General features: G+C 37.3%; 20 protein-coding genes. 4 read left to right on the top strand and 16 right to left on the bottom strand.

Going from position 1 to position 22,023, the window contains the following annotated elements:
* Window positions 1-16 precede the first annotated feature (16 nt).
* The 4 genes from iolD to iolG all read right to left on the bottom strand — a co-directional run bounded on the left by iolD (window position 17) and on the right by iolG (window position 5,704).
* Window positions 17-1,951, bottom strand: a complete 1,935-nt coding sequence (gene iolD, locus LJY09_RS02515) for a 3D-(3,5/4)-trihydroxycyclohexane-1,2-dione acylhydrolase (decyclizing) (RefSeq protein ID WP_028414348.1) — start codon at window positions 1,949-1,951, stop codon at window positions 17-19.
* A 112-nt stretch (window positions 1,952-2,063) separates the two neighbouring features.
* The gene (locus LJY09_RS02510; RefSeq protein ID WP_028414349.1) at window positions 2,064-3,521 is read right to left on the bottom strand and encodes a CoA-acylating methylmalonate-semialdehyde dehydrogenase; all 1,458 of its coding nucleotides are present in this window, start codon (window positions 3,519-3,521) and stop codon (window positions 2,064-2,066) included.
* A 73-nt stretch (window positions 3,522-3,594) separates the two neighbouring features.
* Window positions 3,595-4,602 (bottom strand): 5-dehydro-2-deoxygluconokinase, encoded by a 1,008-nt coding sequence (gene iolC / locus LJY09_RS02505; RefSeq protein WP_033580687.1) that lies wholly within the window; start codon window positions 4,600-4,602, stop codon window positions 3,595-3,597.
* Between the two features lie 79 nt (window positions 4,603-4,681).
* Window positions 4,682-5,704: an inositol 2-dehydrogenase gene (gene iolG / locus LJY09_RS02500; RefSeq protein ID WP_155010638.1), complete on the bottom strand. Its 1,023-nt coding sequence runs from the start codon at window positions 5,702-5,704 to the stop codon at window positions 4,682-4,684.
* Window positions 5,705-6,128: 424 nt separating this feature from the next.
* Here iolG and LJY09_RS02495 point away from each other — a divergent pair, with 424 nt between their 5' ends.
* A complete protein-coding gene (locus tag LJY09_RS02495) occupies window positions 6,129-7,409 on the top strand; it encodes an MFS transporter (protein ID WP_033580688.1) in 1,281 nt (426 codons plus the stop codon).
* A 61-nt stretch (window positions 7,410-7,470) separates the two neighbouring features.
* On the opposite strand, the gene LJY09_RS02490 is transcribed toward LJY09_RS02495, so the two are convergent.
* Window positions 7,471-8,469: a LacI family DNA-binding transcriptional regulator gene (locus LJY09_RS02490; RefSeq protein ID WP_028414353.1), complete on the bottom strand. Its 999-nt coding sequence runs from the start codon at window positions 8,467-8,469 to the stop codon at window positions 7,471-7,473.
* A 137-nt stretch (window positions 8,470-8,606) separates the two neighbouring features.
* Window positions 8,607-9,941, bottom strand: coding sequence for a prolyl oligopeptidase family serine peptidase (locus LJY09_RS02485; protein WP_155010637.1), 1,335 nt, complete (start codon window positions 9,939-9,941; stop codon window positions 8,607-8,609).
* Between the two features lie 269 nt (window positions 9,942-10,210).
* Here LJY09_RS02485 and LJY09_RS02480 point away from each other — a divergent pair, with 269 nt between their 5' ends.
* On the top strand, window positions 10,211-10,420 hold the full coding sequence (locus tag LJY09_RS02480) for an alpha/beta-type small acid-soluble spore protein (RefSeq protein WP_016762907.1): 210 nt from the start codon (window positions 10,211-10,213) through the stop codon (window positions 10,418-10,420).
* Window positions 10,421-10,652: 232 nt separating this feature from the next.
* Here LJY09_RS02480 and LJY09_RS02475 read toward each other — a convergent pair whose 3' ends face one another.
* From LJY09_RS02475 to LJY09_RS02460, 4 genes are all read right to left on the bottom strand, one after another.
* Window positions 10,653-10,880, bottom strand: a complete 228-nt coding sequence (locus LJY09_RS02475; RefSeq protein WP_155010636.1) for a hypothetical protein — start codon at window positions 10,878-10,880, stop codon at window positions 10,653-10,655.
* A gap of 75 nt (window positions 10,881-10,955) precedes the next feature.
* Entirely contained in the window at window positions 10,956-11,447 is a 492-nt protein-coding gene (locus LJY09_RS02470; RefSeq protein WP_047751706.1) for a YflT domain-containing protein, read from the bottom strand.
* A gap of 174 nt (window positions 11,448-11,621) precedes the next feature.
* Entirely contained in the window at window positions 11,622-13,073 is a 1,452-nt protein-coding gene (gene cls / locus LJY09_RS02465; protein ID WP_155010635.1) for a cardiolipin synthase, read from the bottom strand.
* Window positions 13,074-13,550: 477 nt separating this feature from the next.
* Window positions 13,551-14,381, bottom strand: a complete 831-nt coding sequence (locus LJY09_RS02460) for a GNAT family N-acetyltransferase (protein WP_228307473.1) — start codon at window positions 14,379-14,381, stop codon at window positions 13,551-13,553.
* Window positions 14,382-14,528: 147 nt separating this feature from the next.
* Between LJY09_RS02460 and LJY09_RS02455 the strand changes: the two genes are divergently transcribed.
* On the top strand, window positions 14,529-14,702 hold the full coding sequence (locus LJY09_RS02455) for a hypothetical protein (protein WP_165573906.1): 174 nt from the start codon (window positions 14,529-14,531) through the stop codon (window positions 14,700-14,702).
* Between the two features lie 161 nt (window positions 14,703-14,863).
* A complete protein-coding gene (locus tag LJY09_RS02450) occupies window positions 14,864-15,400 on the top strand; it encodes an SH3 domain-containing protein (RefSeq protein WP_028414359.1) in 537 nt (178 codons plus the stop codon).
* Between the two features lie 53 nt (window positions 15,401-15,453).
* On the opposite strand, the gene LJY09_RS02445 is transcribed toward LJY09_RS02450, so the two are convergent.
* The 6 genes from LJY09_RS02445 to LJY09_RS02415 all read right to left on the bottom strand — a co-directional run bounded on the left by LJY09_RS02445 (window position 15,454) and on the right by LJY09_RS02415 (window position 21,961).
* Window positions 15,454-15,570, bottom strand: a complete 117-nt coding sequence (locus LJY09_RS02445; RefSeq protein ID WP_155010634.1) for a YjcZ family sporulation protein — start codon at window positions 15,568-15,570, stop codon at window positions 15,454-15,456.
* 229 nt (window positions 15,571-15,799) lie between these two features.
* On the bottom strand, window positions 15,800-16,561 hold the full coding sequence (locus LJY09_RS02440) for a M15 family metallopeptidase (RefSeq protein WP_028414360.1): 762 nt from the start codon (window positions 16,559-16,561) through the stop codon (window positions 15,800-15,802).
* Between the two features lie 208 nt (window positions 16,562-16,769).
* A complete protein-coding gene (locus tag LJY09_RS27765; protein ID WP_275953741.1) occupies window positions 16,770-17,972 on the bottom strand; it encodes a 3D domain-containing protein in 1,203 nt (400 codons plus the stop codon).
* Window positions 17,973-18,252: 280 nt separating this feature from the next.
* A complete protein-coding gene (locus LJY09_RS02425) occupies window positions 18,253-20,025 on the bottom strand; it encodes an extracellular catalytic domain type 1 short-chain-length polyhydroxyalkanoate depolymerase (RefSeq protein ID WP_028412729.1) in 1,773 nt (590 codons plus the stop codon).
* A 248-nt stretch (window positions 20,026-20,273) separates the two neighbouring features.
* Entirely contained in the window at window positions 20,274-20,771 is a 498-nt protein-coding gene (locus LJY09_RS02420) for a GNAT family N-acetyltransferase (RefSeq protein ID WP_013055206.1), read from the bottom strand.
* Between the two features lie 584 nt (window positions 20,772-21,355).
* A complete protein-coding gene (locus LJY09_RS02415) occupies window positions 21,356-21,961 on the bottom strand; it encodes a hypothetical protein (RefSeq protein WP_028412728.1) in 606 nt (201 codons plus the stop codon).
* Window positions 21,962-22,023: the final 62 nt, after the last annotated feature.

Raw genomic sequence — 22,023 nt, 5'->3', positions numbered from 1 at the left:
CCATTTCTCTTGCTTGTTAATAACCTCTGGCCATTTCAAGATTTTTCACTTTATCCTTATAGGCTTCTTGTACATGGTGATTTTCAGATACCTCTGCTACTCCTACATGCCACCACGATTCATAACCGTTTGTCATAGTTTTGGGTAGCACTTTAATATCAATTAATGTAGAAGTCTCTTGTTTTTGTGCATCTTCCATTGCCGTTTTTAGTTCTTCAAGAGAGCTTACACGATAGGTTTTTACACCGTAGCCTGCGGCGCTGGCTGCAAAATCAATTTTCATCACGTTTCCGTTTAATTTTCCTGTTTCATCGTTTCGATAGCGAAACTCTGTTCCAAAACTCCCCATTCCATTTGACATTTGAAGATTATTAATACATCCAAATCCGGAGTTATCAAACAGTAAAATATTTATCTTTTTTCTTTCTTGAAGGCTTGTAATGAGCTCTGAATGCAGCATTTGATAGCTTCCATCTCCAACCATCGCATACACTTCTTTAGCTGGTTCAGCTAGCTTAACTCCAAGTGCACCTGATACTTCATATCCCATACATGAATATCCATATTCCATATGATAGGTATTGGGTTTATTAGACTTCCACATTCTCTGTAAGTCACCTGGAAGACTTCCAGCTGCACCAACAATGACGGAGTTGTCATCAAGGAGCTTATTCACCTCTCCAATTACTTCTGTTTGCGTTAATTGAGTACCAAGTGATTCTGCATATTCAGCTAAGCTTTCATCTAAATGACCTTTTATTTCTGGAATAAAATCTGCCCCTGTAAAACGTATGCTATGTAGACGCTCTAATTCTGCTTCCCATGCGTCTTTTGCACTTGCAATTTCTGTCGTGTAACCAGACTGATAGCCAATTGACATGAGCTCTTTCCTAAGAGCAAACAACCCTTCTTTTGCATCAGCTACAAGCTTCACGGCATCCAGTTTATTTGCATGAAATTCAGACGTGTTAACAGTAAGAAATTGCACGTCGGGATGTTGAAAAAGCTGTTTAGATGCTGTTGTAAAATCAGTAAATCGAGTGCCTACTCCAATTACTAAATCCGCATCTTTAGCGATTGTATTAGCAGCTGAGTTTCCTGTTACACCTATTCCGCCAAGATTATAGCGATAGTCGCTTTCAACGGCACTTTTCCCAGCTTGAGTTTCTCCAAATGGAATATGGAACTCACTAGCAAATTGTTTTAACTCTTTTGCAGCTTCTGAATACCGAACGCCTCCTCCGCAAATGATGATTGGCTTTTTCTTTGTTTTTATTGCTTGAATTGCATCTGCTAGACTGTCCCTAGTCGGAAGGCGACGCTCAATGCGGTGAACGCGCTTTTGGAAGAAATAAGCTGGAAAGTCCCATGCTTCTCCCTGCACATCTTGAGGCAAACAAATAGTTACAGCTCCCGTATCTGCAGGATTCGTTAACACACGTATCGCATTAATCATAGCTGTCATCAATTGTTCAGGGCGGCTTACGCGATCCCAGTACTTACTCACTGGACGGAAAGCATCGTTTGTAGAAATAGATAAATCATATGACTGTTCAATTTGCTGCAAAACGGGATCAGGCTGTCTAGTTGCAAATACATCGCCGGGAAGCAACAAAACTGGAATGTTATTAGCTGAAGCTGTTGCTGCCGTTGTAACCATATTTGCCGAACCTGGTCCTACTGAAGATGTGCAAGCCATAATCTGCTTTCGATGTTTTTGTTTTGCAAAAGCCATCGCTGCATTGGCCATTCCTTGTTCATTACGTCCTTGATATACATCTAGATTTCCTGGGTCTTCTTCCAAAGCTTGCCCAAGACCTACTACATTTCCGTGCCCGAAAATTGTAAAAATCCCTTTAATAAACTGATGCTGCTTTCCATCAAATTCAACATACTGCTGATTTAAAAACTTCACTAATGCTTGTGCCGTCGTCATTCTAACTGTTTCCATGCTTCTTTCTCCCTTCTAATACTAGATTGCGATTTTAAAAAAGGAAGCATAAGGAATATCTTTAATTCCTGATACCTCCTTTTAAAATGGAATGCGATTTTTAATGAATCACTTACCAGCGCGTTGTTACCATTTTCTTTCTTGTATAAAACTCCACGCCGTCCGTACCATTTGCATGAAGATCACCGTAAAAAGAATCTTTCCAGCCAGAGAATGGGAAGAATGCCATAGGTGCCGGTACCCCTACATTTACTCCTAACATACCAGATTCAATATTTTCACGGAACTCACGTACGCTGGCGCCGCTATCTGTATAAATACAAGCACCGTTTGCAAATCGAGAGTTATTAGCTACTTCAATAGCTTCTTCTAATGTTTTCACACGTACAATAGACAGCACAGGTGCAAAAATTTCATCTTGCCAAATTTTCATTTCTTGCGTAACATGATCAAAAATCGTTGGTCCGACAAAGTAGCCCTTGCCATTTACTGCTGCATCTGTGCGACCGTCACGAATAAGCTCCGCTCCTTCTTGCACGCCTGATTCAATATAGCTGAGCGTACGCTCTTTATGATTTTCACGAATGACTGGTCCTAAGAAGACGTTTTCTTCTAAGCCGTCGCCAATTACAATATCATTTGCTTCCTCTACTAATCTTTCAATTAGCTGATCCGCAATTTCTTCTTGTACAGTAACAACAGATGCTGCCATACAGCGTTCACCTGCTGAACCAAAAGCGGCTCCGATAATTTGTTTTGTTGCTACGTTCAAATCTGCATCATTTAATACAATTGAATGGTTTTTAGCACCGGCTAAAGCTTGAACACGCTTTAAGTTTTCCGTACCTTTTTTGTACACGTACTCAGCTACAGGCTGGGAACCTACAAACGAAATAGCTTTCACTAATTTATGTTCAAGAAGACCGTTTACCACATCATGCGCGCCGTTTACAATATTTAATACACCTTTTGGCAAACCAGCTTCTTCAAACAGCTCAGCTAATCTTGCAGCTAACAGCGGCGTACGCTCAGAAGGCTTTAACACAAATGTATTGCCGCAAGCGATCGCAAGCGGGAACATCCAGCAAGGAACCATCATTGGAAAATTGAACGGTGTAATTCCTCCAATGACGCCAATTGGATAGCGGTACATGCCAGACTCAATATCTGTTGCAATATCAGGAAGCTGTTTCCCCATCATTAACGTAGGAGCTCCTGCCGCGAATTCTACGCATTCAATTCCACGCTGTACTTCACCTCGCGCTTCGTTAAAGCTTTTTCCGTTTTCAACTGTCACTAACTTTGCTAATTCATCCCAGTTATCTACTAATAGCTGCTGATACTTGAATAAAATTCGTGCACGTTTAGGCACAGCTGTTTTTGCCCACCCTTTGAACGCTTCATTTGCTGCTTGCACCGCTTGATCTACGTCTTCTTTTGTAGAAAGAGGTACCTGTGCGATTAATTCACCTGTTGCTGGGTTATACACAGGTTCCGTTTTTGATGCAGCTGATTCAATCCATTGTCCACCAATATAGTTTTTTACTGTTTTTACTGCTGTTTGCGTCATAGAATATCTCTCCCTTTATCTGATTTTAATAAGCTTCTATTCCTTTAATCTCTCAAGATTTTCCCTTTGTTTATTAGGCTTCCTGCAAAACTTCAGTTGCTGTCTCCATAAAGTTGAAGAGCTCAACGCTTGTCGGCATAGCATCTGAACAGCTGTGTCTTGAAATGACAATCGAAGCGGAGGCACCCCCCAATCGCATTGCCTGTGGAATTTCCAGTCCTTGCATCAATCCATAAATAAAGGCTGAAGCATAGGAATCACCAGCACCAAACGTTTTCAGAACTTTTGTTTTAAATATTCCTCCACGGTGAGACTTACCATCTCTTGTATAGGCAATAGAGCCTTCTCCACCATGCTTAATCACGACGATTTGAGCATGGTGAGAAAACCAGCGCTCTGCTGTTACTTGATCATTAGATTCTTCATAATTTAAAAGTTTTTCCATCATGTCAAACTCTTCTCGCGTACCAATAATCACATCTGATTTTTCAGCAGCTAAATTAAAATAGACTGCCGTTTCAGCTTCCGATTCCCATGTATATGGACGATAGTCAATATCAAAAAACACTACAACTTCATGCTTGCGTGCGTATTCTAATGCTAGAAATACAGCTTCACGAGAAGGACTTTGTGCAAGAGCGGTTCCAGATATTAAAAGAGCCTTTGACTTCTTAATATATTCTTCTGATACTTCTGTAGGATCTAGTTTTAAATCCGCTACGTTATCTCGATACATTAAGATGCTGCAATCTGTAGGGCTCTTGATTTCCGTAAAAGCAAGCCCCGTTACAGCCCCTGTTTTATCGACAGCAATACTATCTGTATTAATCTTATTTTTTTGAAGATACCCAGTAATGAAGCGGCCCATTTGATCATCTGATACTTTTCCGATAAAACCGGTTTTTAAGCCTAGCCTTGCTGCTCCAATCGCAATATTAGCTGGAGAGCCTCCTACATATTTAGTGAATGTTTTAGTCTCTTCCATTGGACGCTGTGTTTCATTTGCATTTAAATCAATACATAAGCGACCGATAGCGATAAAATCTAACTCACGATTTTCTTTAAAAACAAGCGGATTCATCTTTACTCCTCCTTAGTTAAGCGCTTTCCTAAAAAGGCGAAAAGAGCAAGATATTCTCTTTCAGCCCACATTTCTATCATTAATTCACTGCGTATTTTTTATGTTCAATCTTCACTGGCTGCCCTGATAGTAAAGATTTTTTTGCTGCTTTAGCAATTCGTTCTGCCTGTAATCCATCGTTACCTGTACAAATTACGCTTTGATTTTCCATAATTGCACTTGCAAACTGTGTTACTTCATCTATATATGCTTGTGTATAGCGTTCAAGGAAGAAATATAGCGGCTTCTCTTTCACTACACTTTCGCCTGTTGATATTTCTACTGTAGTTGGACGGCAATTATCAGCAGTAGCGGAACCTTTTTCACCAAAAACTTCAAGGCGCTGGTCGTAACCGTAGACAGCTTGACGACTGTTATCAATCACGCCTAAAGCTCCGTTTGCAAATTTTAATGACACAATTGCCGTATCTATATCCCCTGCTTCTTCAATAGCAGGATCGATGAGCGTCGTCCCGTAAGCCGATACTTCAATTACTTCACTGTCCATTACATAACGAGCCATATCAAAATCATGAATCATCATATCCATGAACAATCCTCCTGAAGCGCGGACGTATTCTGGACTCGGAGGCTGAGGATCTCTGGAGGTGATTTTTAAAATGTGCGGCTGCCCTACTTCTCCCTGCTGTACAAGATCATGCACTTTTTTAAAGTTGGGATCAAATCGTCGGTTAAAGCCAACTTGAAGCTGTACGCCGTGTTCTTTTACTACTTCTAACGCTTGGATTGTTTCTTCTACTGAAAAACTAACGGGCTTTTCACAGAAAATATGCTTTTTCGCTCGAGCAGCTTCTTCAATAATCGATGCGTGCGTATTCGTTGGCGAACAAATGAAAACGGCATCAATTTCTGAATCTGCTAATAAATCTTGATAATTTGTTGTTAACGTTGAAATTCCTTTACTTGCAGCCCACTCGTGCAAATGATCTACCACTACGTCTGAAACCGCTTTAATTTTTATTTGCGGCATTAATTTTAAATTATCAACATGTAATTTACCTATTCGTCCAGCACCAATTATTCCAATTGTAAGAATCCCCATCTTATTTTCCCCTTTAATTAAAAGTTAAGAAAACATTCGCTCAAACCTATTTTTAGGTTAAGCGCTTTCCTATTTCCAATTATACATACTGTTTTTTGAAATGCAACATTTTTTATAGATTATTTAGAATATTTGTTTTTTATTCATCTGATTGTACAGTATGAAAAACCTTATTTTTATCTATTTATGCTTAAAATTAAGGGAATTCTCTATATTTAAGTATTCTTATAATAAGGGCAAGTTATTATAATCTTATCTACTACTATTTCCACTGTTGAAATAATTTAATTGAAAATTAGATATATTTAAAATTTTAATTGACGTTTAAAAAATGTAAGCGTATACTTTTTATCAAATAGATTAAGCGCTTAACCAAATTAGTTTGATGTTTTCAACAAAATAATCGATCTGGTGGTGTGGAAAAATGAATGAATTTATTTCCAGAAAAACAGCTCTTGACAGGATTGGGATCCCTTCTCATTTAACGTGGGGATACATAGGTATTATTGTTTTTATGATTGGCGATGGCTTAGAACAAGGATGGTTATCTCCTTATCTTGTAGAAAGAGGTTTAACCATTGAACATGCTGCTTTACTTTTTACCGTTTACGGTATTACGGTCTCTATTTCTTCCTGGTTCTCCGGCGTACTGGTTCAGCTGTGGGGTCCTAGAAAAGCAATGGCATTCGGCTTGATATCCTTTATTATTGGTTCAATTGGATTTATAGGTATAGGACTTCATATTATGAATTACACAATTATATTAATTTGTTATGCTCTTAGAGGATTTGGCTACCCTTTATTTGCTTACTCATTCTTGGTCTGGGTGTCTTACCGCACGCCCCAGGAAATGCTTTCAAAAGCAGTAGGCTGGTTTTGGTTTGTCTTCCAGCTTGGTTTAAGCGTAATCGGAGCTTTTTATTCCAGTTACATGGTTCCTAAAATCGGCGAAATTGCTACCTTGTGGAGTGGTTTACTTTTTGTTTTGATCGGCGGAATCTTTTCAATTATCATGAATAAAGACAGATTTACCGTTCAAAAAGTAAGCGATAACAAAACAAAAGAATTAATGAAAGGGATTACAATTGCATTTGAGAACCCTAAAGTAGGGATCGGTGGAGTTGTAAAGATTATTAACTCCGCTGCTCAATTTGGATTTGTTGTCTTCTTGCCAACCTATATGATGAAACACGATTTCACAATGAGCGAATGGCTTCAAATCTGGGGCACTCTGTTTTTTGTGAATATGGCTTTTAATATTATTTTTGGTATTGTTGGAGATAAATTTGGCTGGGTAAATACAATCAAATGGTTTGGTGGAGTAGGATGCGGAATTGTAACACTCGCTCTTTACTATGTACCTCAATTCGTAGGACATAATTATTGGGTAATGATGATTGTCGCATGCTGTTACGGTGCAACACTAGCAGGATATGTCCCTCTTACAGCATTAGTGCCTTCCTTAGCTCCGGAGAATAAAGGAGCTGCGATGTCCGTATTGAATTTAGGATCTGGACTTTCTGCTTTTGTAGGCCCTTTAATTGTAACTATTTTCATAGGTCTTTTAGGCACGGGCGGCGTAATCTGGATCTTTGCTTGCCTATATTTCTTTGGAGCTTTTTTAACGGGTTTCCTTACAATTCCAACAGAAACAACAGTCAAAGGCGAAACAATAAACGAAGTCAAAAATCCGGTCTCTCTATAAATATTATTAAGTAAAAAAGCTGCATGTGCCTGGGCACATGCAGCTTTTTCTTTTCTCTGTTTTATAGCTTTTTTACCGACGCACGTTCTACTAGTTCTGGAATAATTGTTATTCGCTGCTTTGCATGCTCTTCTTTTTTCATAGACTTTAACAGCTGTTCGAACGTACTAGTTGCCATCTGCGAAATAGGTTGTTCAATCGTTGTCAAACCAGGCTCAGCAATATCCGCATAAATTGTATTATCAAATCCAATTACCGACAGATCTCCTGGAATTGAAAGCCCCTGCTTTCTTGCCTCATTTATGAGGGATATTCCAATTAAGTCCGTACATGCAAAGACTGCTGTCGGCCTATTAGGCAAAGAAAGCAGCTGTTTACTTGCTCTTCTGCTATCTTCTACTGTTGAATAACAGCTGATAATGGACTGATTTTCTAGTGATAAATTTGCCTCTGTGAGCGCTTGTTTAAATCCTGCTAATCGCCCCTCACTGCTTTTTCTATCTTTTTCAGTGATAATCGTTACCGATTGATGACCTTTTTCTATTAAATACGTACCTGCGATATATCCTCCGCGAACGTTATCAATTGTCACTACATGCGTTGAGATAGAAGGATGATCAACTGAAAACAATACAAGTGGTACATCATGCTTCACAATTTTCTTTACTAGCTTCGTATCATTTAGTTCGGTTGCGATAATAATTCCATCTACTTGCTTTTTGAATAAAAGATCTATGTATTCATGCTCACGTTCTGTTTGATGATCCGTACTGCATAAAAAAAGCGTGTATCCCGCTGCTCTGGCACTATTCTCAAAAGCTCTTGCTACCTCTGCGAAAAAAGGATTAGAGATGTCAGGAACTAGCACGCCAATTGTGTATGTCTTTTTCCCAGTTAACGCAGCTGCAACACTGCTAGGCTGATAATCTAATTCCATCATTACTTCATTTACTTTTTTTATCGTTTTTTCACTAATACGGCCTGTCTGATTGATTACTTTGGATACAGTGGCTATCGATACCCCTGCTTTTTTCGCAACATCGTAAATGGTTGGTTTCACTTTCACTGTTCCTTTCTTCGTGATCTCTTTCCTTATTTTATCACGAAAGTATTCAATCGTTTATTTTAGATATATGCTTTAGCTTTAAAAGAGACATAAAAAAGCTGCTCTACTTGAAACAGCTTTTTTATAAATGATTAATTGTTGTTCAACGATTGCTTGCTCATCCATTCCATTATGGTTGTTGTAGCTCCATTTATTTTAGCGTTGGGTTCATTATTATACAGATATATCCAAGATGAATGCCCGTTATACTGATAGGGCGAACCATCATTATTTTTGTATAAACCCGTGGTGTCATGCACATCTTCAAATAGTGATAAATAAGCATTATTTGCATGGCTTTTCACCAAACGTTCATAAGTTGGAAGAGTGTTAATCGTTGGTGGAAGAACCGTATCATTTTTAGCGGCTACGAACCAAATAGGCGTTTCTTTCATCTTTTCAAGATCTTGATCCGTAATTAATCTATCATTTAGTCCTTCACATACTGGAAATGCTGCTGCAAAATAGTTTGGATAATCACGAATCATAAGCATAGTCATATATCCGCCGTTAGATGCTCCTCCGATATAGATTCTATTGGGATCAATATCAGGATTTTTAGCAACATATTCTTGAATTAGTGCCATCAGTGATTCTTTATAAATAGAAGTTCCATCCGCTTCACCGATATAACCATCCATCCATTTTGTTGGCGCTTGCGGTACTAAAACGTAGGCACCTTCAAAATAAGCCTGAGTTTCTTTTGTGATAAAACTAACAGCTTTATTGGCAGATAAGGGAATTGTTGCATCTGTTCCTCCTTCTCCTCCACCATGTAGCCAAATGATTAATGGATTCTTTTTCTTATCCTTTGCCGGAGCATGACTTGCGTATGCTAATTCTATATTATGATATATACCTTTTTTAATTGTAAAATCATCTACGAGTTCTTTTTCCTCTCCCGCAAACTGTTTCACTACAAGCCCTGACAATTTTCCTTTATTTGTTATCATGTCTTTTTGCTGAGTAATGGTGTATTGACTGTCTATCCATGCATTTAACCCTGTACCATATTCATCATAATTTAGTGGTGCTCCTAATGAAACAGCTGGTCCAACTTCCATTTCTAAAACTGCATATTTTCCAGTGTGTACGGCTGGTTGTCCATCTTTATCGGATATATAGGCTTTTTTTATTGTACGATCTCCTTGTTCCAATAAAGACGGTTTTAATCGACTATCACTTCGAGCCACATGCACCTTAAACGTTTCTTTTGTAAGTGAATTAGTTGGAACAGGTTCACCTAAGTCAATAATAATTTTTGTGATCGCCGCTCCCCAATCATAAATCTCTGTCACTGTACGATAGGATGTAGCTTTTTCGTGCGTCTGCTTCGCTAGCGCTTCTTTCTCATAAGAGAGTACAATGCCAATTGCTAAACTCAATGTAATAGCCAATAGTACAGAATTTTTTAACCTTTGATACATAGAAAATCTCCCCTTTTAAATAGAATAGGAATATTAAAATTCTCTTTCTATCTCGATCATTATGTAACCGCTTACTTACTTGTGTTCTATTTTACGTGACCTCTCTCTCTTTCTACACATAATTATTTTCCGTTACCTAGTGGAAAACTTTGTAACTATATTCCAATAAGCATATTCTATAAGTCCTTGAAAAAATTTTTTTATTTTATGTATAAAAACTATCTATTAATCAAATCATAATCTTAACCTTATAAAAGGAGTTGATTATGATGGCAAACAGCAGAAATAAGAGCAGCAACGAATTAGCAGTACACGGTGCTCAACAAGCAATCGATCAAATGAAGTATGAGATCGCTAGCGAATTTGGCGTAACTCTTGGTCCTGACACAACTGCACGCGCAAACGGCTCAGTAGGCGGAGAAATCACAAAACGCCTTGTGCAAATGGCTGAACAGCAACTTGGCGGCGGACGTTTCTAAATCACTATCATAAGCAATACGGCTGGAGGAAGAGCGAATGACCGTTCTTCCTTTTTCCCATTTTTATATAATGTCTTATCGCGTTCCTTCTCATCTATACGTATCTAAAACAAAATCACTACCCCCATAACGTTCACATCCGGTTATATAAGATTCTCTTTCTCTCACAATAGACTGTGTATAATAAAACATAAAAAGAAGTTCCTTTTATAGGAACTTCTTTTATCTCACTTTATAAATGTGCAAGCTCTTCAGATATCTTTTCGGTCTTTGCTTTGAGCTGTTCTTGCTGACCTTCTAAATCAGCGATTACAGCTAACACTTCTGTATTGGCCGGTTCTTCTTCATACTGTTTTAACGTAGCGACAAGAGACTGTGAAACTTTGATGAGCTCTTGATTAACTTCTTGCTGCTGTTTCAAATAGTCAAGTTCATATTCCGTTTTTTCTAGATTTCTCATTGGTCCCCTTCCTTTCGTTAACTAGCTTTTATTTAAGAACGCAGTCTTTTATTATCTTATTTAGTTCCTTCAACATTACCTTATTTTATTTTCGTGATTGCCGTATAACATTTTTTCATTCATTGGGTCAGCTGATTTTTCAGCAGGTGTCACGGTTTGTCCTAGAGCTGAATTGTGTTTATCATGCTCAACTGCATCTACCATCAGCAAAACTTTTCCGTTTTTAAGATCAGATACATACGAGGAAGCTTCCGCAGCAGGTACACCATATTCGGTTAATTGATTTTCGATTCGATTAACATCTTGATCCATTTTTTCTTCAGACGAAGTAAAAGCATTTTTTATTTTCTCCATAAAGGATTGATGGTGCTTTGAGTGTTGATCTGTATCAACTGTTTGCACATCGATTCCTGCAGAACGCTCAATCACTTCTGTATTTTCATGATGCGGACCACTGTTTGTCAAAACAGAAAGTGCACTGTCCGGATATCCCTGTGTTTTTAAATTTCGAATCGCTGTAATAACGGCCTCTTCTGAATCATACGTACCTACTACATTTTTTGTCATTTTCTATTCCTCCTAGGTATTATCATTTTTTAGCTTGTTATAGTATTAATACCCTTGGATTTTTTGGTAAAACTTTTTAACTTTATCTCTAGCTCTCCTTACAAGGAGAAACCAATAAAACAACAGACCTGAATCTAAAAATTCAAGTCTGTTTCATGATATCAATGATTTTTATTATAAAATTGGTGACAGTAAGCGAGATACCGCTTCTTTAAATTTTATAAGAAGAGAGCGCTCTTTATATCGTTCAAACGTTAATTTTGAACTGCATTGCACATCTTCAAGAAACAGGTTCTGCAACTTTTTGGAAATAGTCTGGTCATATACAACTGCATTCACTTCAAAATTAAGGCTGAAACTTCGCGGATCGATATTCGTCGTTCCTACAGAAGACACTTCATTATCTACTACAATCGTTTTAGCATGCAAAAAGCCTTTTTCATAGAGATAAATATTCGCACCGTATGCCAGCAGTTCCCCTACATGAGACCACGTAGCCCAATAAACAAAAGGATGATCAGGTTTGTTTGGAATCATAATATGAATCTCTACTCCAGATAATAAAGCAATTTTACAAGCATCCATAAAGCTTGCGTCAGGAATAAAGTAAGGCGTTTGAAGGTATACACTTTCTTTGGCCGACATAATCAATGAGATATACATGTTTTTCAGGTGCTGGGTAGTCGAATTGGGACCGCTTGCTACAATTTGTACAGGAACTGTTCCAGAATGAGTTTCTGTACGATGCAAAAATTGTTCCAGTTCAATTGGCTGCTTTGTTGCTTGATGCCAATCTAAAATGAATCGCCCTTGAATATCGTTCACTGACTCTCCTTTAATGCGAAAATGAGTGTCTCTCCAATAACCCATTTTTGGATCTAACCCTAAATATTCATCTCCTACGTTAAATCCTCCTATGTATGCTACTTCACCATCGATAATACAAAGCTTTCGATGATTTCGATTGTTAATCCGAAAATTAATTAAGCGAAGAATTGAAGGGAAAAATGCCTGTGCTTCGCCGCCATATGAAATAAGCTCCTTAAAGAATGATGGCGTCATTTTTCTAGATCCTACTTCATCATAAAGAACGCGAACCTTTATGCCTTCTTTTGCTTTTTTTGTTAGCTCATCTCTTAATTTTTTCCCAAGATTATCTCGTTGAATAATATAATATTGAATATTAATTTCTTTTTTAGCATTTCGAATATCCTCAAACAATGCCTCAAATTTTTGATTACCGTCACTAAAGATATCAATTTCGTTGTCGATGCGCACAAGTGACTTAGAAGAATTTAAATTAGTGAACAGCAGTTTATTATGTTGGATTAATAAATCATTTCGATATTCATGGGTCGCTTTAAGCTCTTTTAATTGCTCTTCCACTGAAGATCTTAAATATTCCCGCTCATCAGATGACAATTTATAAAAGTTTTTCTGTTTTAGCTGTCTTCCAAAGAATAGATATACAATAAAACCGACAATTGGTATAAAAAATAAAATAAGAAGCCACGCCCATGTAGATCCTATATCTCTTCGTTCAATGAAAATAAGAATACCGGCTAATAAAATATTAATAGCTGTTACAACAGATACACTTAGTGTAAAGATATGGGCAAATTCCATCCTTTTACTCCTTTCTTTCTATTATATCGCTTTATTAACTCATTCCCTTTTTTAACGTTCTCATTCACTTTACTATACATAACACAGATGGCTTCCTTTTTCATCTTTAGGATCCAAATTTTATTGTTTTTTCTTTTTTGCTACACTAAACATGTGAAATATTTCTTTTTATTGTGTATTAAAAACAAGGGGGGAGATAATTTGTTTTTTTCGTTTATTTTTCTTAGCCTCATCAATGTATTTGTCAGTATTAGCCTGGGGTATATGGCTTATCAATTATTTAGAAAAGCATTTATTGGAGGTATTCTTACGTGTATCCTTGCTTGCAGTGCTCCGATCTTATTTGTATGGCCTTCCCTGTTTTTATCAACGGGCATATCACTTTTTCTCTACTTTCTCATTATTTACTCAAAAAATCACATATCATCTAATATGTAAATAAAAAACACGAAAATCTAAGATTTCCGTGTTTTTTATCTACAAGCTGTATACGTAATAATCCTGCACGTGATATGAATCGAAGCCGCATGTTTCGTAAAGTTGCAAAGCGCGTTTGTTTTTTGCTTCAACCTCAAGAAATACATCATATCCTAGCTGATGCTGCTGTAAAACGACTTGTTTTAAAGCAGCCTTTCCTATTCCTAATTTTTGATAGGAAGGTAAAATACCAAATCCATAAATCCATGCTTCGCTTTTATCATAAGATACCCTTAACTTTCCAACCGCCTGACTATTGTACTCTACGATAAAATGATTTTGCTGTTCTTCCGTTTTCATTTGCTCATAATAAGCAGCTGCTTCTGTTAAAGACATACCAAAGCATTCCATATTAACTTGCATTTCCATTTTCATATCGGTATCTAATCGGGAAGAGCGAAGTGTAACAAAGGGATTATCATCTTCTAATTCTTTTTTCACCCACTTCATTTGATATTCTGAAAAAGTAAATGAACATGGAATCTTCTTTAAGAACCCCCTGCCTGAAATCGAATCGCCAGGAGCATTTAATAAAATCTCTGTATACTCACGCTTCTTACACATATGTAAAGCTTGAGAAAACAGCTTTGAAAAAATCTTTTTTCGGCGATAGCTAGGATCGACCATTCCGCATATTTCTACTGTATTCCCAAACCCATAAAGACCAATAAATCCAACAAGCTGATTATTTTCATAATAAAAAAAATCGTTAACTTCATTTTGTTTTCGACTTCGTAACATGTCAAAATTCAGCTTCAGCTCTATTTTTTCTTCTTGTTGGCAAATAGACTGTAGCTTTTGTATATCTTCTAGTACATGTTGTTTTAACATACGTATCCTCCTGCATCTCTCTTTTTATTATAAGTTCGGCTTTGTTTAACTTTTTCCTTTCATCTTTAGCGCAATGACCGAATAATTATAGGGTAAAGCACGATCAAAAAGCGTATAGAGTAATTAAACTAAATAGGCGGGGTGCTTATGAAAAAGACCATTTTAATAAGTTTTATTGCACTAGTTGCTTTAACCATTATTTATTGCCTGCAGAAAGAATTTATTTTTGCTTTAGCTTTGTGGAGCATTTATGGGACAGTATTATCAATTTTTGTATATTTTTCTTTTCATAAATCAACGGAAGATCGCGAGGGTGAGTAACAATAGCGCTATTAAAAGGTCTGTGAAATAAACCTTTTTACAGACCTTTCGTAAATTTACAACTAGGATGCATGTTGGTAACAATTTAGAAACAAGTATTCTTTATTCTTAGTGTTATAGAAAAAGATATAACCTATTTCACTAAGGAGTTGGATATTCGCATGAAGACAATTACAAAATCTATATCGGTTTTTGCATTAGCAGCTGGCTTTACTTTTTCATCTCTATCTGGAACACTGCCATTCACTCACGAGCAAACAGCAAGTGCAGCAGAAAAAATAAACGCACCGTTCAGCGTATATGAAGTGACAGCAAACGTACTCAATATACGTTCAAAACCTAGCACTCAGGGAAAGATTCTTGATACATTAAGAAAAAAAGATCAAATTGAAGTAGTCAAGTTTGTAAATGCAGACTGGGCTGCCATTAAAATAATTGGCGGCACCGGATATATCAGTACTTCCTATTTAATGAAAGTCCCTACTATTGTTCATACAGCTGCTAACCTTAATTTACGCACAGGGCCTAGCACAAGCAACAAAGTTGTAACAACTGTTCCTAGAGGAAAAAGCGTCAGCTTCTTAGCTTGGGGCTACTCAAAAGATAACAAGCTTTCATTTGATTGGGCTTTTGTAGAATACAACGGCTTTAAAGGATATGTAAGCACTTCGTACTTACAGTTACCTAGTTATAGATAAAAATAGATAACTCCCTTGAATTATTTCAAGGGAGTTTATTTATGGACACCTTATTAATAGTGCCCTGCCCATGAAGCACCGATGATGATTAGTAAAATAAATAGCACAACGATTAACGCAAAGCTACTTCCGTGACCTGCTCCGTATCCATAACCTCCGTAAAAACTCATTTTCTTTCACCTCCCTTTTTTGTAGAATATGTGAAGGGAAATGAAAACGAACATGAGTATTCTTTATCACAAAATTCATTATAATTTATAAGCGATAACTCTTTTACTAGTAAGGCATAGGATATAGCATCCCGTGGTTCATCTCTACATCTTTCCCTCGTTCCAACTTTTAAAGTAAGGGTATATTCCAGCAATACAAAAAAAGAAGAGTTTATATAACTCTTCTTTTTTATTGAACTGGATTATCAACTTGCATGTAGTCATTATAATATTCTTCTAACGTAATTCCTTTTTTATACACTTTAGAGGCGAGTTCTTTTCCGACAAATCGTATATGCCACGGCTCATATTTATAACCTGTAATCTGCTGCTTTCCCTCTGGATAGCGAACAATGTATCCATATTTATATGAATTTCTTTCAATCCATTTGGCTTCAGGAGTATCTTTAAAACAATCTTGAGCCGCACACTTACCTGTGCTGCTTGATACATCTATACTTAAACCAGTCTGATGCTCACTGCTGCCTGGATGGGCGCTATAATGACTGGCTGCCGCTTCTCCATCTTGCTTTATGTACGCTTGATAAAGAGATTCCTGGCGAATTTGAGAACGATAAGCGGAAACACCGGCTAGGTAAATCCCTTCTCGTTCAGCAGCTGAAAACATTCTTTCTAACGCTTTTGCTGCTTCTGTACGCATTTGTCGCTTTTCAATTTTTTCTTTAAATATAAACCGAACGTCTGGGTATACAAGGTCAGCGGGTTCATAGTGATCAGGAAGAAGATTTTGCTTATTTACTAGCACGGCAATGGATTCGGGGTTCCCAACAACTTCTATGCTATTTTGCTTCTGTTTAGAAGAAGATAAAGGATTATGATCAGACGTGTTCAAATGATCGTCGTGCCGAAATAATCCCTGATAGCCTAGATACGAGAATCCTGCGATCACACCCAGCACTATTAGTAATGCTATTTTTTTATAAAATTTCATATTTCTATACTCCTGACATAATTTAAGCTTTTTAAGACACTCAAACATTGTATATAAATTAAGAAATAATTACTAATATAACAAACTAATTCCTACTATAAATTTCAGTATGCCCCGACCTATTTTTTTCAAACGTTTATTTTAAGCATAAAAAAAGAGATGTCTTCTAAAAGACATCTCTTCTTACTTCTATTCTATAAGACTAGTATTAGTCGATAACTGTAATTTTAACTGATCTTCTGCCCCAGTCTTGTGCAGCACTATCTGAAGAAACGAATACGTCAATTCGATTTCCTTTAATTGCGCCACCCGTATCTGCCGCTACAGCTTGACCATAACCTTCAACGTATACTTTTGAACCTAATGGAATAACGCTAGGATCAACCGCAATTACTCGTTGATTTGGATTTGATTTTAAATTTACTCCAGTAGCTGTCGTACCACTGCATCCAGCACAGTTAGCTGTATAAGCTGTTGCTTCAACAGTCATAGACTTGCCGCTAGCTTGCTGTTGAGACTGCTGTTGTTGCTGAGCTTGTTGTTGTTGCTGTTGAGCTGCTTGTTCTTTTTGTGCCTGCTCTTGGGCTGCCTGTGCTTGTGCTGCTGCTTGAGCTTGCTCTTGTTCTTTTTGCGCTTGCTCTTGGGCTGCCTGTGCTTGTGCTGCTGCTTGAGCTTGCTCTTGTTCTTTTTGCGCTTGCTCTTGGGCTGCCTGTGCTTGTGCTGCTGCTTGAGCTTGCTCTTGTTCTTTTTGTGCTTGTTCTTGTGCTGCTACTTGAGCTTGCTCTTGTTCTTTTTGTGCTTGTTCTTGTGCTGCTACTTGAGCTTGCTCTTGTTCTTTTTGTGCTTGCTCTTGGGCTGCTGCTTGAGCTTGCTCTTGTTCTTTTTGTGCTTGCTCTTGGGCTGCTACTTGAGCTTGCTCTTGTTCTTTTTGTGCTTGCTCTTGGGCTGCTTGTTCTTGCTGAGCTTGTGCCGTTTGAGACTGCTGCACTTGTGGAGCTGCCTTTGCTACTGGCGCACTAGCTGTTTGAGATTGAGCTGCTTGTGCCGCTTTAATTTTAAATTGTTCTCCAGGGAAAACTAAGTCTGATGTTAAACCGTTCCATTCTTTAATTTCTTCTACTGTTACGCCATAATGTTGACCGATTGACCACAAAGTGTCACCACGTTTTACAGTATGTACGATTTCTTTTATGCTAGATAAGTTTAGTGTCTGATTTGGATAAATTAGTGTTGATGTTAAGTTATTAGCATCTTTTAGCTCGTCTACGCTCACATTATGATTTTGAGCGATTTTCCATAAAGTGTCACCTTTTTGTACTTCATACGTTCCGCTTGTAGAGGCAGATGCTGCACCTACAAATCCTGCTGAAAGAATTGCCGTTGTCCCTAGAGTAAATACAAATTTCTTCATTTTCCGAATACCTCCTTATTTACTCAATGACTGAATGATACCACCTGTTCATTTCACTTCCATTACAGGAATATTTTACTTTTATTACGGATTTAATTAATTTTAAACATTTTCTTGTAATATTTCTGACAATTCATTTTTGAATAATGATTAAATTTCATCAAAATCATGTCAAAATTTGAAGAAAACTCTATAAAAAGTTGGAGTTGTATTCGGTGATAAAAGTAACTTATCAGCAAAAAAAAACCTTCTAAAAGCTAACTGCTTTTAGAAGGTTTTTTTACTTATATGAAACAGTTAAAGTTGGAGCATATGCAGGATTGTCGCCCCCATAAATTTCAACTACGTCACTTAAAAAGTCCGCTGAACCTGAGCTTGACAAGCGAAACTGAGTTTTGCCGTTCCTATTCATATATCCCAAAAGTGAGGAAGGAAGTTGAATAGTTGTATATCCATTATCGAGTGAAGGCACTGACATTTGGAAGGCCGCTGAAATAGATGGTGAGGCCTGGTAATCTATTTGTTCTAAAGCACTGCTAGTTCCAAATACACCGCTTTTAATATCGCCTTTCAAAGATGAAATATTACCAGTTGAAGATTTGCGATAAATTTTCAAAGATACATCCGTAATACTTGCATCATCAGGTAAAGAGCTTGTATCAAAAGATAAAATGGTTCGGTATGTGTCGGTATTGTACATTCCCTTATCCCCAATTTTATGAATAGAACTACTCATACCGTCAGCTGATAAATTTCCGATAAATCCATCTTCAGCAGCAAGCGAAGAAAATACTGAGGATTTCTCTGAAGTTCCAGAAATTTGATAAACTTCCGTCTTTACTCCCTCTTGATTACCCGCAGCGTCTACACTAAAAAATTTTATTGTTTTGCTAGAGTTGATGCTAATAGGCTCAGAATACTTTAGAGAATTAACAGTTGGTGTACTTCCATCTAATGTATAGTAAGTGGTGGCAGGTTCATTGGGTGATAATGTGACAGAAACAGAACTTCCATACGTTCCTCCCGCTGGTGAAGCAGCTGTAACCGGCGGGGATATATCTCCTGGATTAGAAGCGTCACCATTCTTCGGATGATTTTTAAAAAAGTTCCAACTTAATTTAGTTGCATTTGGCCCTTTAGGATCTGTATAAGAACCGGATGTACTTCCCCCTGACCAAGCATGTCCCATTCCTTCTATCATGTACTTTTCCATTACTGTTTTTCCTGCTGTATCTTTGTAAATATATTGCGTATAGCTTCTTCCACCAGATACTGTACCTGGTAAAGTTTGATCTGCCGTATCATCAATATTGTTATTATCCAGTCCATCAGACGCTCTATCATTTGTTTGAGCCCATTGCGATAGTATTTGATGCGCATTTATAGGGGCAACAGTGTAGTCAGCTGTCCCATGAAACAAAATAACCGGAACCACTCGCTTATGCTCTCCCATGGCTGAATAGGCTAAATCTCCTTGTTGGATAGGATTAGGACCTCCACTGCTCATTGCTGTATAAGCACCTGTTACACTAGTGGCTGCTTTATATTCTAAGCCCGCCCCAACGCTGATAGCCGCAAATATGTCTGGATAAGTAGCTCCCATAATAACACTCATAGCTGCACCAGCAGATAGCCCTCCAACAAAGACTTGGTCGGCATCTATTGAATAACTGCTTTTTATTTGATTGACCATTCCAGCAATTAACGCTGGTTCACCGCTTCCCCTTGATTGATGAGCAGTATCAAACCAGTTCCAACACTTATTTGAATTAGCAGAAGAGGGCTGTTCTGGATAGAGGACAAAGAACTTCTCTGTTTCTGCCAGTGCATTCATTTGTGTTCCTGCTGCAAATTGATCAGGGTCTTGAGTACAGCCATGTAGCATAACTACTAGAGGTAAGGCAGCACCTCCCTGATAACTGCTAGGTACGTACAGTTTGTATGTTCTTCCGTTATATGTTTTAGAGGTAAAACTTCCTGCGGCTGAAGAAGATACAGCACCTAAAGATAAAAAAAGCATAAAAATCATCCCTGCTATAAATAATCGTTTCATCTTCCTGCTTCCTCCTTATATTGATATGGTTATACTTAGCAGCAAACGTACATATCGGTATGGTATGGAAATGAATAAGAGTTACTAGTAAGATGATAGCAAGGTTTTATGTAATAAAATTTATATTGACTGCACGATTTGCCTACAGTTATGAGGACAAATAAAATCATTCATCTCCAAATAAAGAAAACGCTTACATAAAATTGTAAACGATTGTGTCGATAAATACTATAAAAAAGACATACCTTTTAAAAATAGGCCGGTATGTCTTCTATGGATTGCTTACTTAAGTATTCATATTGTGACTCGCTGCAATTTACCATAGCAATGGATTGAGGATAACGCTGTAAATGAGAAGGGAGCTCCTTAAACCCAAACTGATGATAATATTCAGGAAGAATATCGCTATAAAGCATAAAAATAGCGCTGCGCTTCTCTATCTTCATCTTTTTAAAAAAGTCTTCAAGCATATCTCGGCCATACCCCATTCGTTGATAAAGCTGATGAACAACAACGGACCCAATACCATGCAAAGCAAACTTTAATCGAGGAGTTTGTAAAAGAAGCAAAATAAATGAACCAATAATTTGATTCTCTTCATTTACATATACATACCGAATTCCATATGTTTCTTCTTTTTGATTATCTCTAACATACTCTTTGTACGTCCTGCCTTTAGGCCATGCCGCATATCCCATTTGATAGACTTCTGCCAATTCTTCAGACTTTATTTTTCTTAATAACATGAACATCCCCTCTTTATTTATAATCCCATACGTCAGCAGACATTTTTTATAGAGTTAAAAATTGTTCCTGTATGTATATATTATACTTCATCCTACGGAAGCTTTCTTGCTCGGAGTACTATTAACAGCTAATATGTAGGCTGCTTTCTCAAAAAACTAGAAAGATTCCTGATAGTTGTTCTTCACCCATATCAGTCATATATGTAAAGATACTCTTTATCATTCCATAAAAACATAGAGATGTAAATATATTTCCAGCTTCACTTAACATTCATTATGTATCACCTATCAAAAAAGAGATTGGGCCATAACGAAATGAATGCAATCTAAAGACGAACAACCCGGATAAATAACCTGGGATGCTTGTTCCGCCGCTGTTGCTTTACGTGCAAGGCTTCGCTTTCCGCGAGCGGACGATGGAGCCTTGCCCTCCAACCAACAGCTAGAAGCACCTCATACTGAAACCTACGTTCACCATGACCATTAAAAAACACGAACTATCTATTTTTGATAGATAGTTCGTGTTCAACGTTAACTAAACTGCTTTTGTCCCAGCATCTTTATAGTAAAAGTAATCATCATTTTTAAGCTTTTTCGTTCTCTACATACTCCACTAGATGAAAGAAAAAGCGATATGTAAGAACAAGAGCTTCACCTATTGACATTTTTTCATCAAACTCTTTTATAGCATCTAACTCAATATTCACATCCCATAATCCATCTTTATCATTAAATAAAAGCTGGACGCTTGTTGGGCTTTCATTAAGCTCTTTAGCAAAAAATTGTTTTAGTACAGAACCGAATTTTTTTTGCATATGTAACCCCGTTAATACTTTATATGTGCCAAACACATCATCCACTTCAAAAGAACATCCATCAAGCTTAATAAATTCAAACCATTTTGATTCTACATATAGAAATTCACTTCTGTGTTCTTTTAAGTAAGAAAGAGGAGTATCTAAAAACGAAAGAGGAGATTCTTCTGCGATCAGCTCGTCCGTTTCTTTATCTACTCTTTCGATATAAGAATCTTTAAAACGTGAAGATGCCTCTTTTTCTTCTATCATCAGGTTTTGCGGCACCAACTCTTTTTGCAACGCATATTCCTTTTCTTCTTGATATAGAGATAAAGATTGACCTTGAACGTTCATTTCTTTTTCAATATAAGTTTGAATATTACTTTGTAACATAAAAAACCTCCTGATTAATCTGCATCACTATCTTATATCATAACCTAAACAAGTGTTTATAA

The organism is Priestia sp. J2 (genome assembly GCF_020790095.1).
Lineage (GTDB): Bacteria > Bacillota > Bacilli > Bacillales > Bacillaceae_H > Priestia > Priestia zanthoxyli.
Note: the sequence above shows the minus strand (reverse complement) of the source record. Positions and strands in the feature narration are given on the sequence as shown.

Excerpts from the sequence above, each read along its gene's own strand:
- iolD (WP_028414348.1), bottom strand. The coding sequence starts at position 1,951 with ATGGAAACAGTTAGAATGACGACGGCACAAGCATTAGTGAAGTTTTTA.
- LJY09_RS02510 (WP_028414349.1), bottom strand. The coding sequence starts at position 3,521 with ATGACGCAAACAGCAGTAAAAACAGTAAAAAACTATATTGGTGGACAA.
- iolC (WP_033580687.1), bottom strand. The coding sequence starts at position 4,602 with ATGAATCCGCTTGTTTTTAAAGAAAATCGTGAGTTAGATTTTATCGCT.
- iolG (WP_155010638.1), bottom strand. The coding sequence starts at position 5,704 with ATGGGGATTCTTACAATTGGAATAATTGGTGCTGGACGAATAGGTAAA.
- LJY09_RS02495 (WP_033580688.1), top strand. The coding sequence starts at position 6,129 with ATGAATGAATTTATTTCCAGAAAAACAGCTCTTGACAGGATTGGGATC.
- LJY09_RS02485 (WP_155010637.1), bottom strand. The coding sequence starts at position 9,941 with ATGTATCAAAGGTTAAAAAATTCTGTACTATTGGCTATTACATTGAGT.
- LJY09_RS02480 (WP_016762907.1), top strand. The coding sequence starts at position 10,211 with ATGGCAAACAGCAGAAATAAGAGCAGCAACGAATTAGCAGTACACGGT.
- LJY09_RS02475 (WP_155010636.1), bottom strand. The coding sequence starts at position 10,880 with ATGAGAAATCTAGAAAAAACGGAATATGAACTTGACTATTTGAAACAG.
- LJY09_RS02470 (WP_047751706.1), bottom strand. The coding sequence starts at position 11,447 with ATGACAAAAAATGTAGTAGGTACGTATGATTCAGAAGAGGCCGTTATT.
- cls (WP_155010635.1), bottom strand. The coding sequence starts at position 13,073 with ATGGAATTTGCCCATATCTTTACACTAAGTGTATCTGTTGTAACAGCT.
- LJY09_RS02460 (WP_228307473.1), bottom strand. The coding sequence starts at position 14,381 with ATGTTAAAACAACATGTACTAGAAGATATACAAAAGCTACAGTCTATT.
- LJY09_RS02455 (WP_165573906.1), top strand. The coding sequence starts at position 14,529 with ATGAAAAAGACCATTTTAATAAGTTTTATTGCACTAGTTGCTTTAACC.
- LJY09_RS02450 (WP_028414359.1), top strand. The coding sequence starts at position 14,864 with ATGAAGACAATTACAAAATCTATATCGGTTTTTGCATTAGCAGCTGGC.
- LJY09_RS02445 (WP_155010634.1), bottom strand. The coding sequence starts at position 15,570 with ATGAGTTTTTACGGAGGTTATGGATACGGAGCAGGTCACGGAAGTAGC.
- LJY09_RS02440 (WP_028414360.1), bottom strand. The coding sequence starts at position 16,561 with ATGAAATTTTATAAAAAAATAGCATTACTAATAGTGCTGGGTGTGATC.
- LJY09_RS27765 (WP_275953741.1), bottom strand. The coding sequence starts at position 17,972 with ATGAAGAAATTTGTATTTACTCTAGGGACAACGGCAATTCTTTCAGCA.
- LJY09_RS02425 (WP_028412729.1), bottom strand. The coding sequence starts at position 20,025 with ATGAAACGATTATTTATAGCAGGGATGATTTTTATGCTTTTTTTATCT.
- LJY09_RS02420 (WP_013055206.1), bottom strand. The coding sequence starts at position 20,771 with ATGTTATTAAGAAAAATAAAGTCTGAAGAATTGGCAGAAGTCTATCAA.
- LJY09_RS02415 (WP_028412728.1), bottom strand. The coding sequence starts at position 21,961 with ATGTTACAAAGTAATATTCAAACTTATATTGAAAAAGAAATGAACGTT.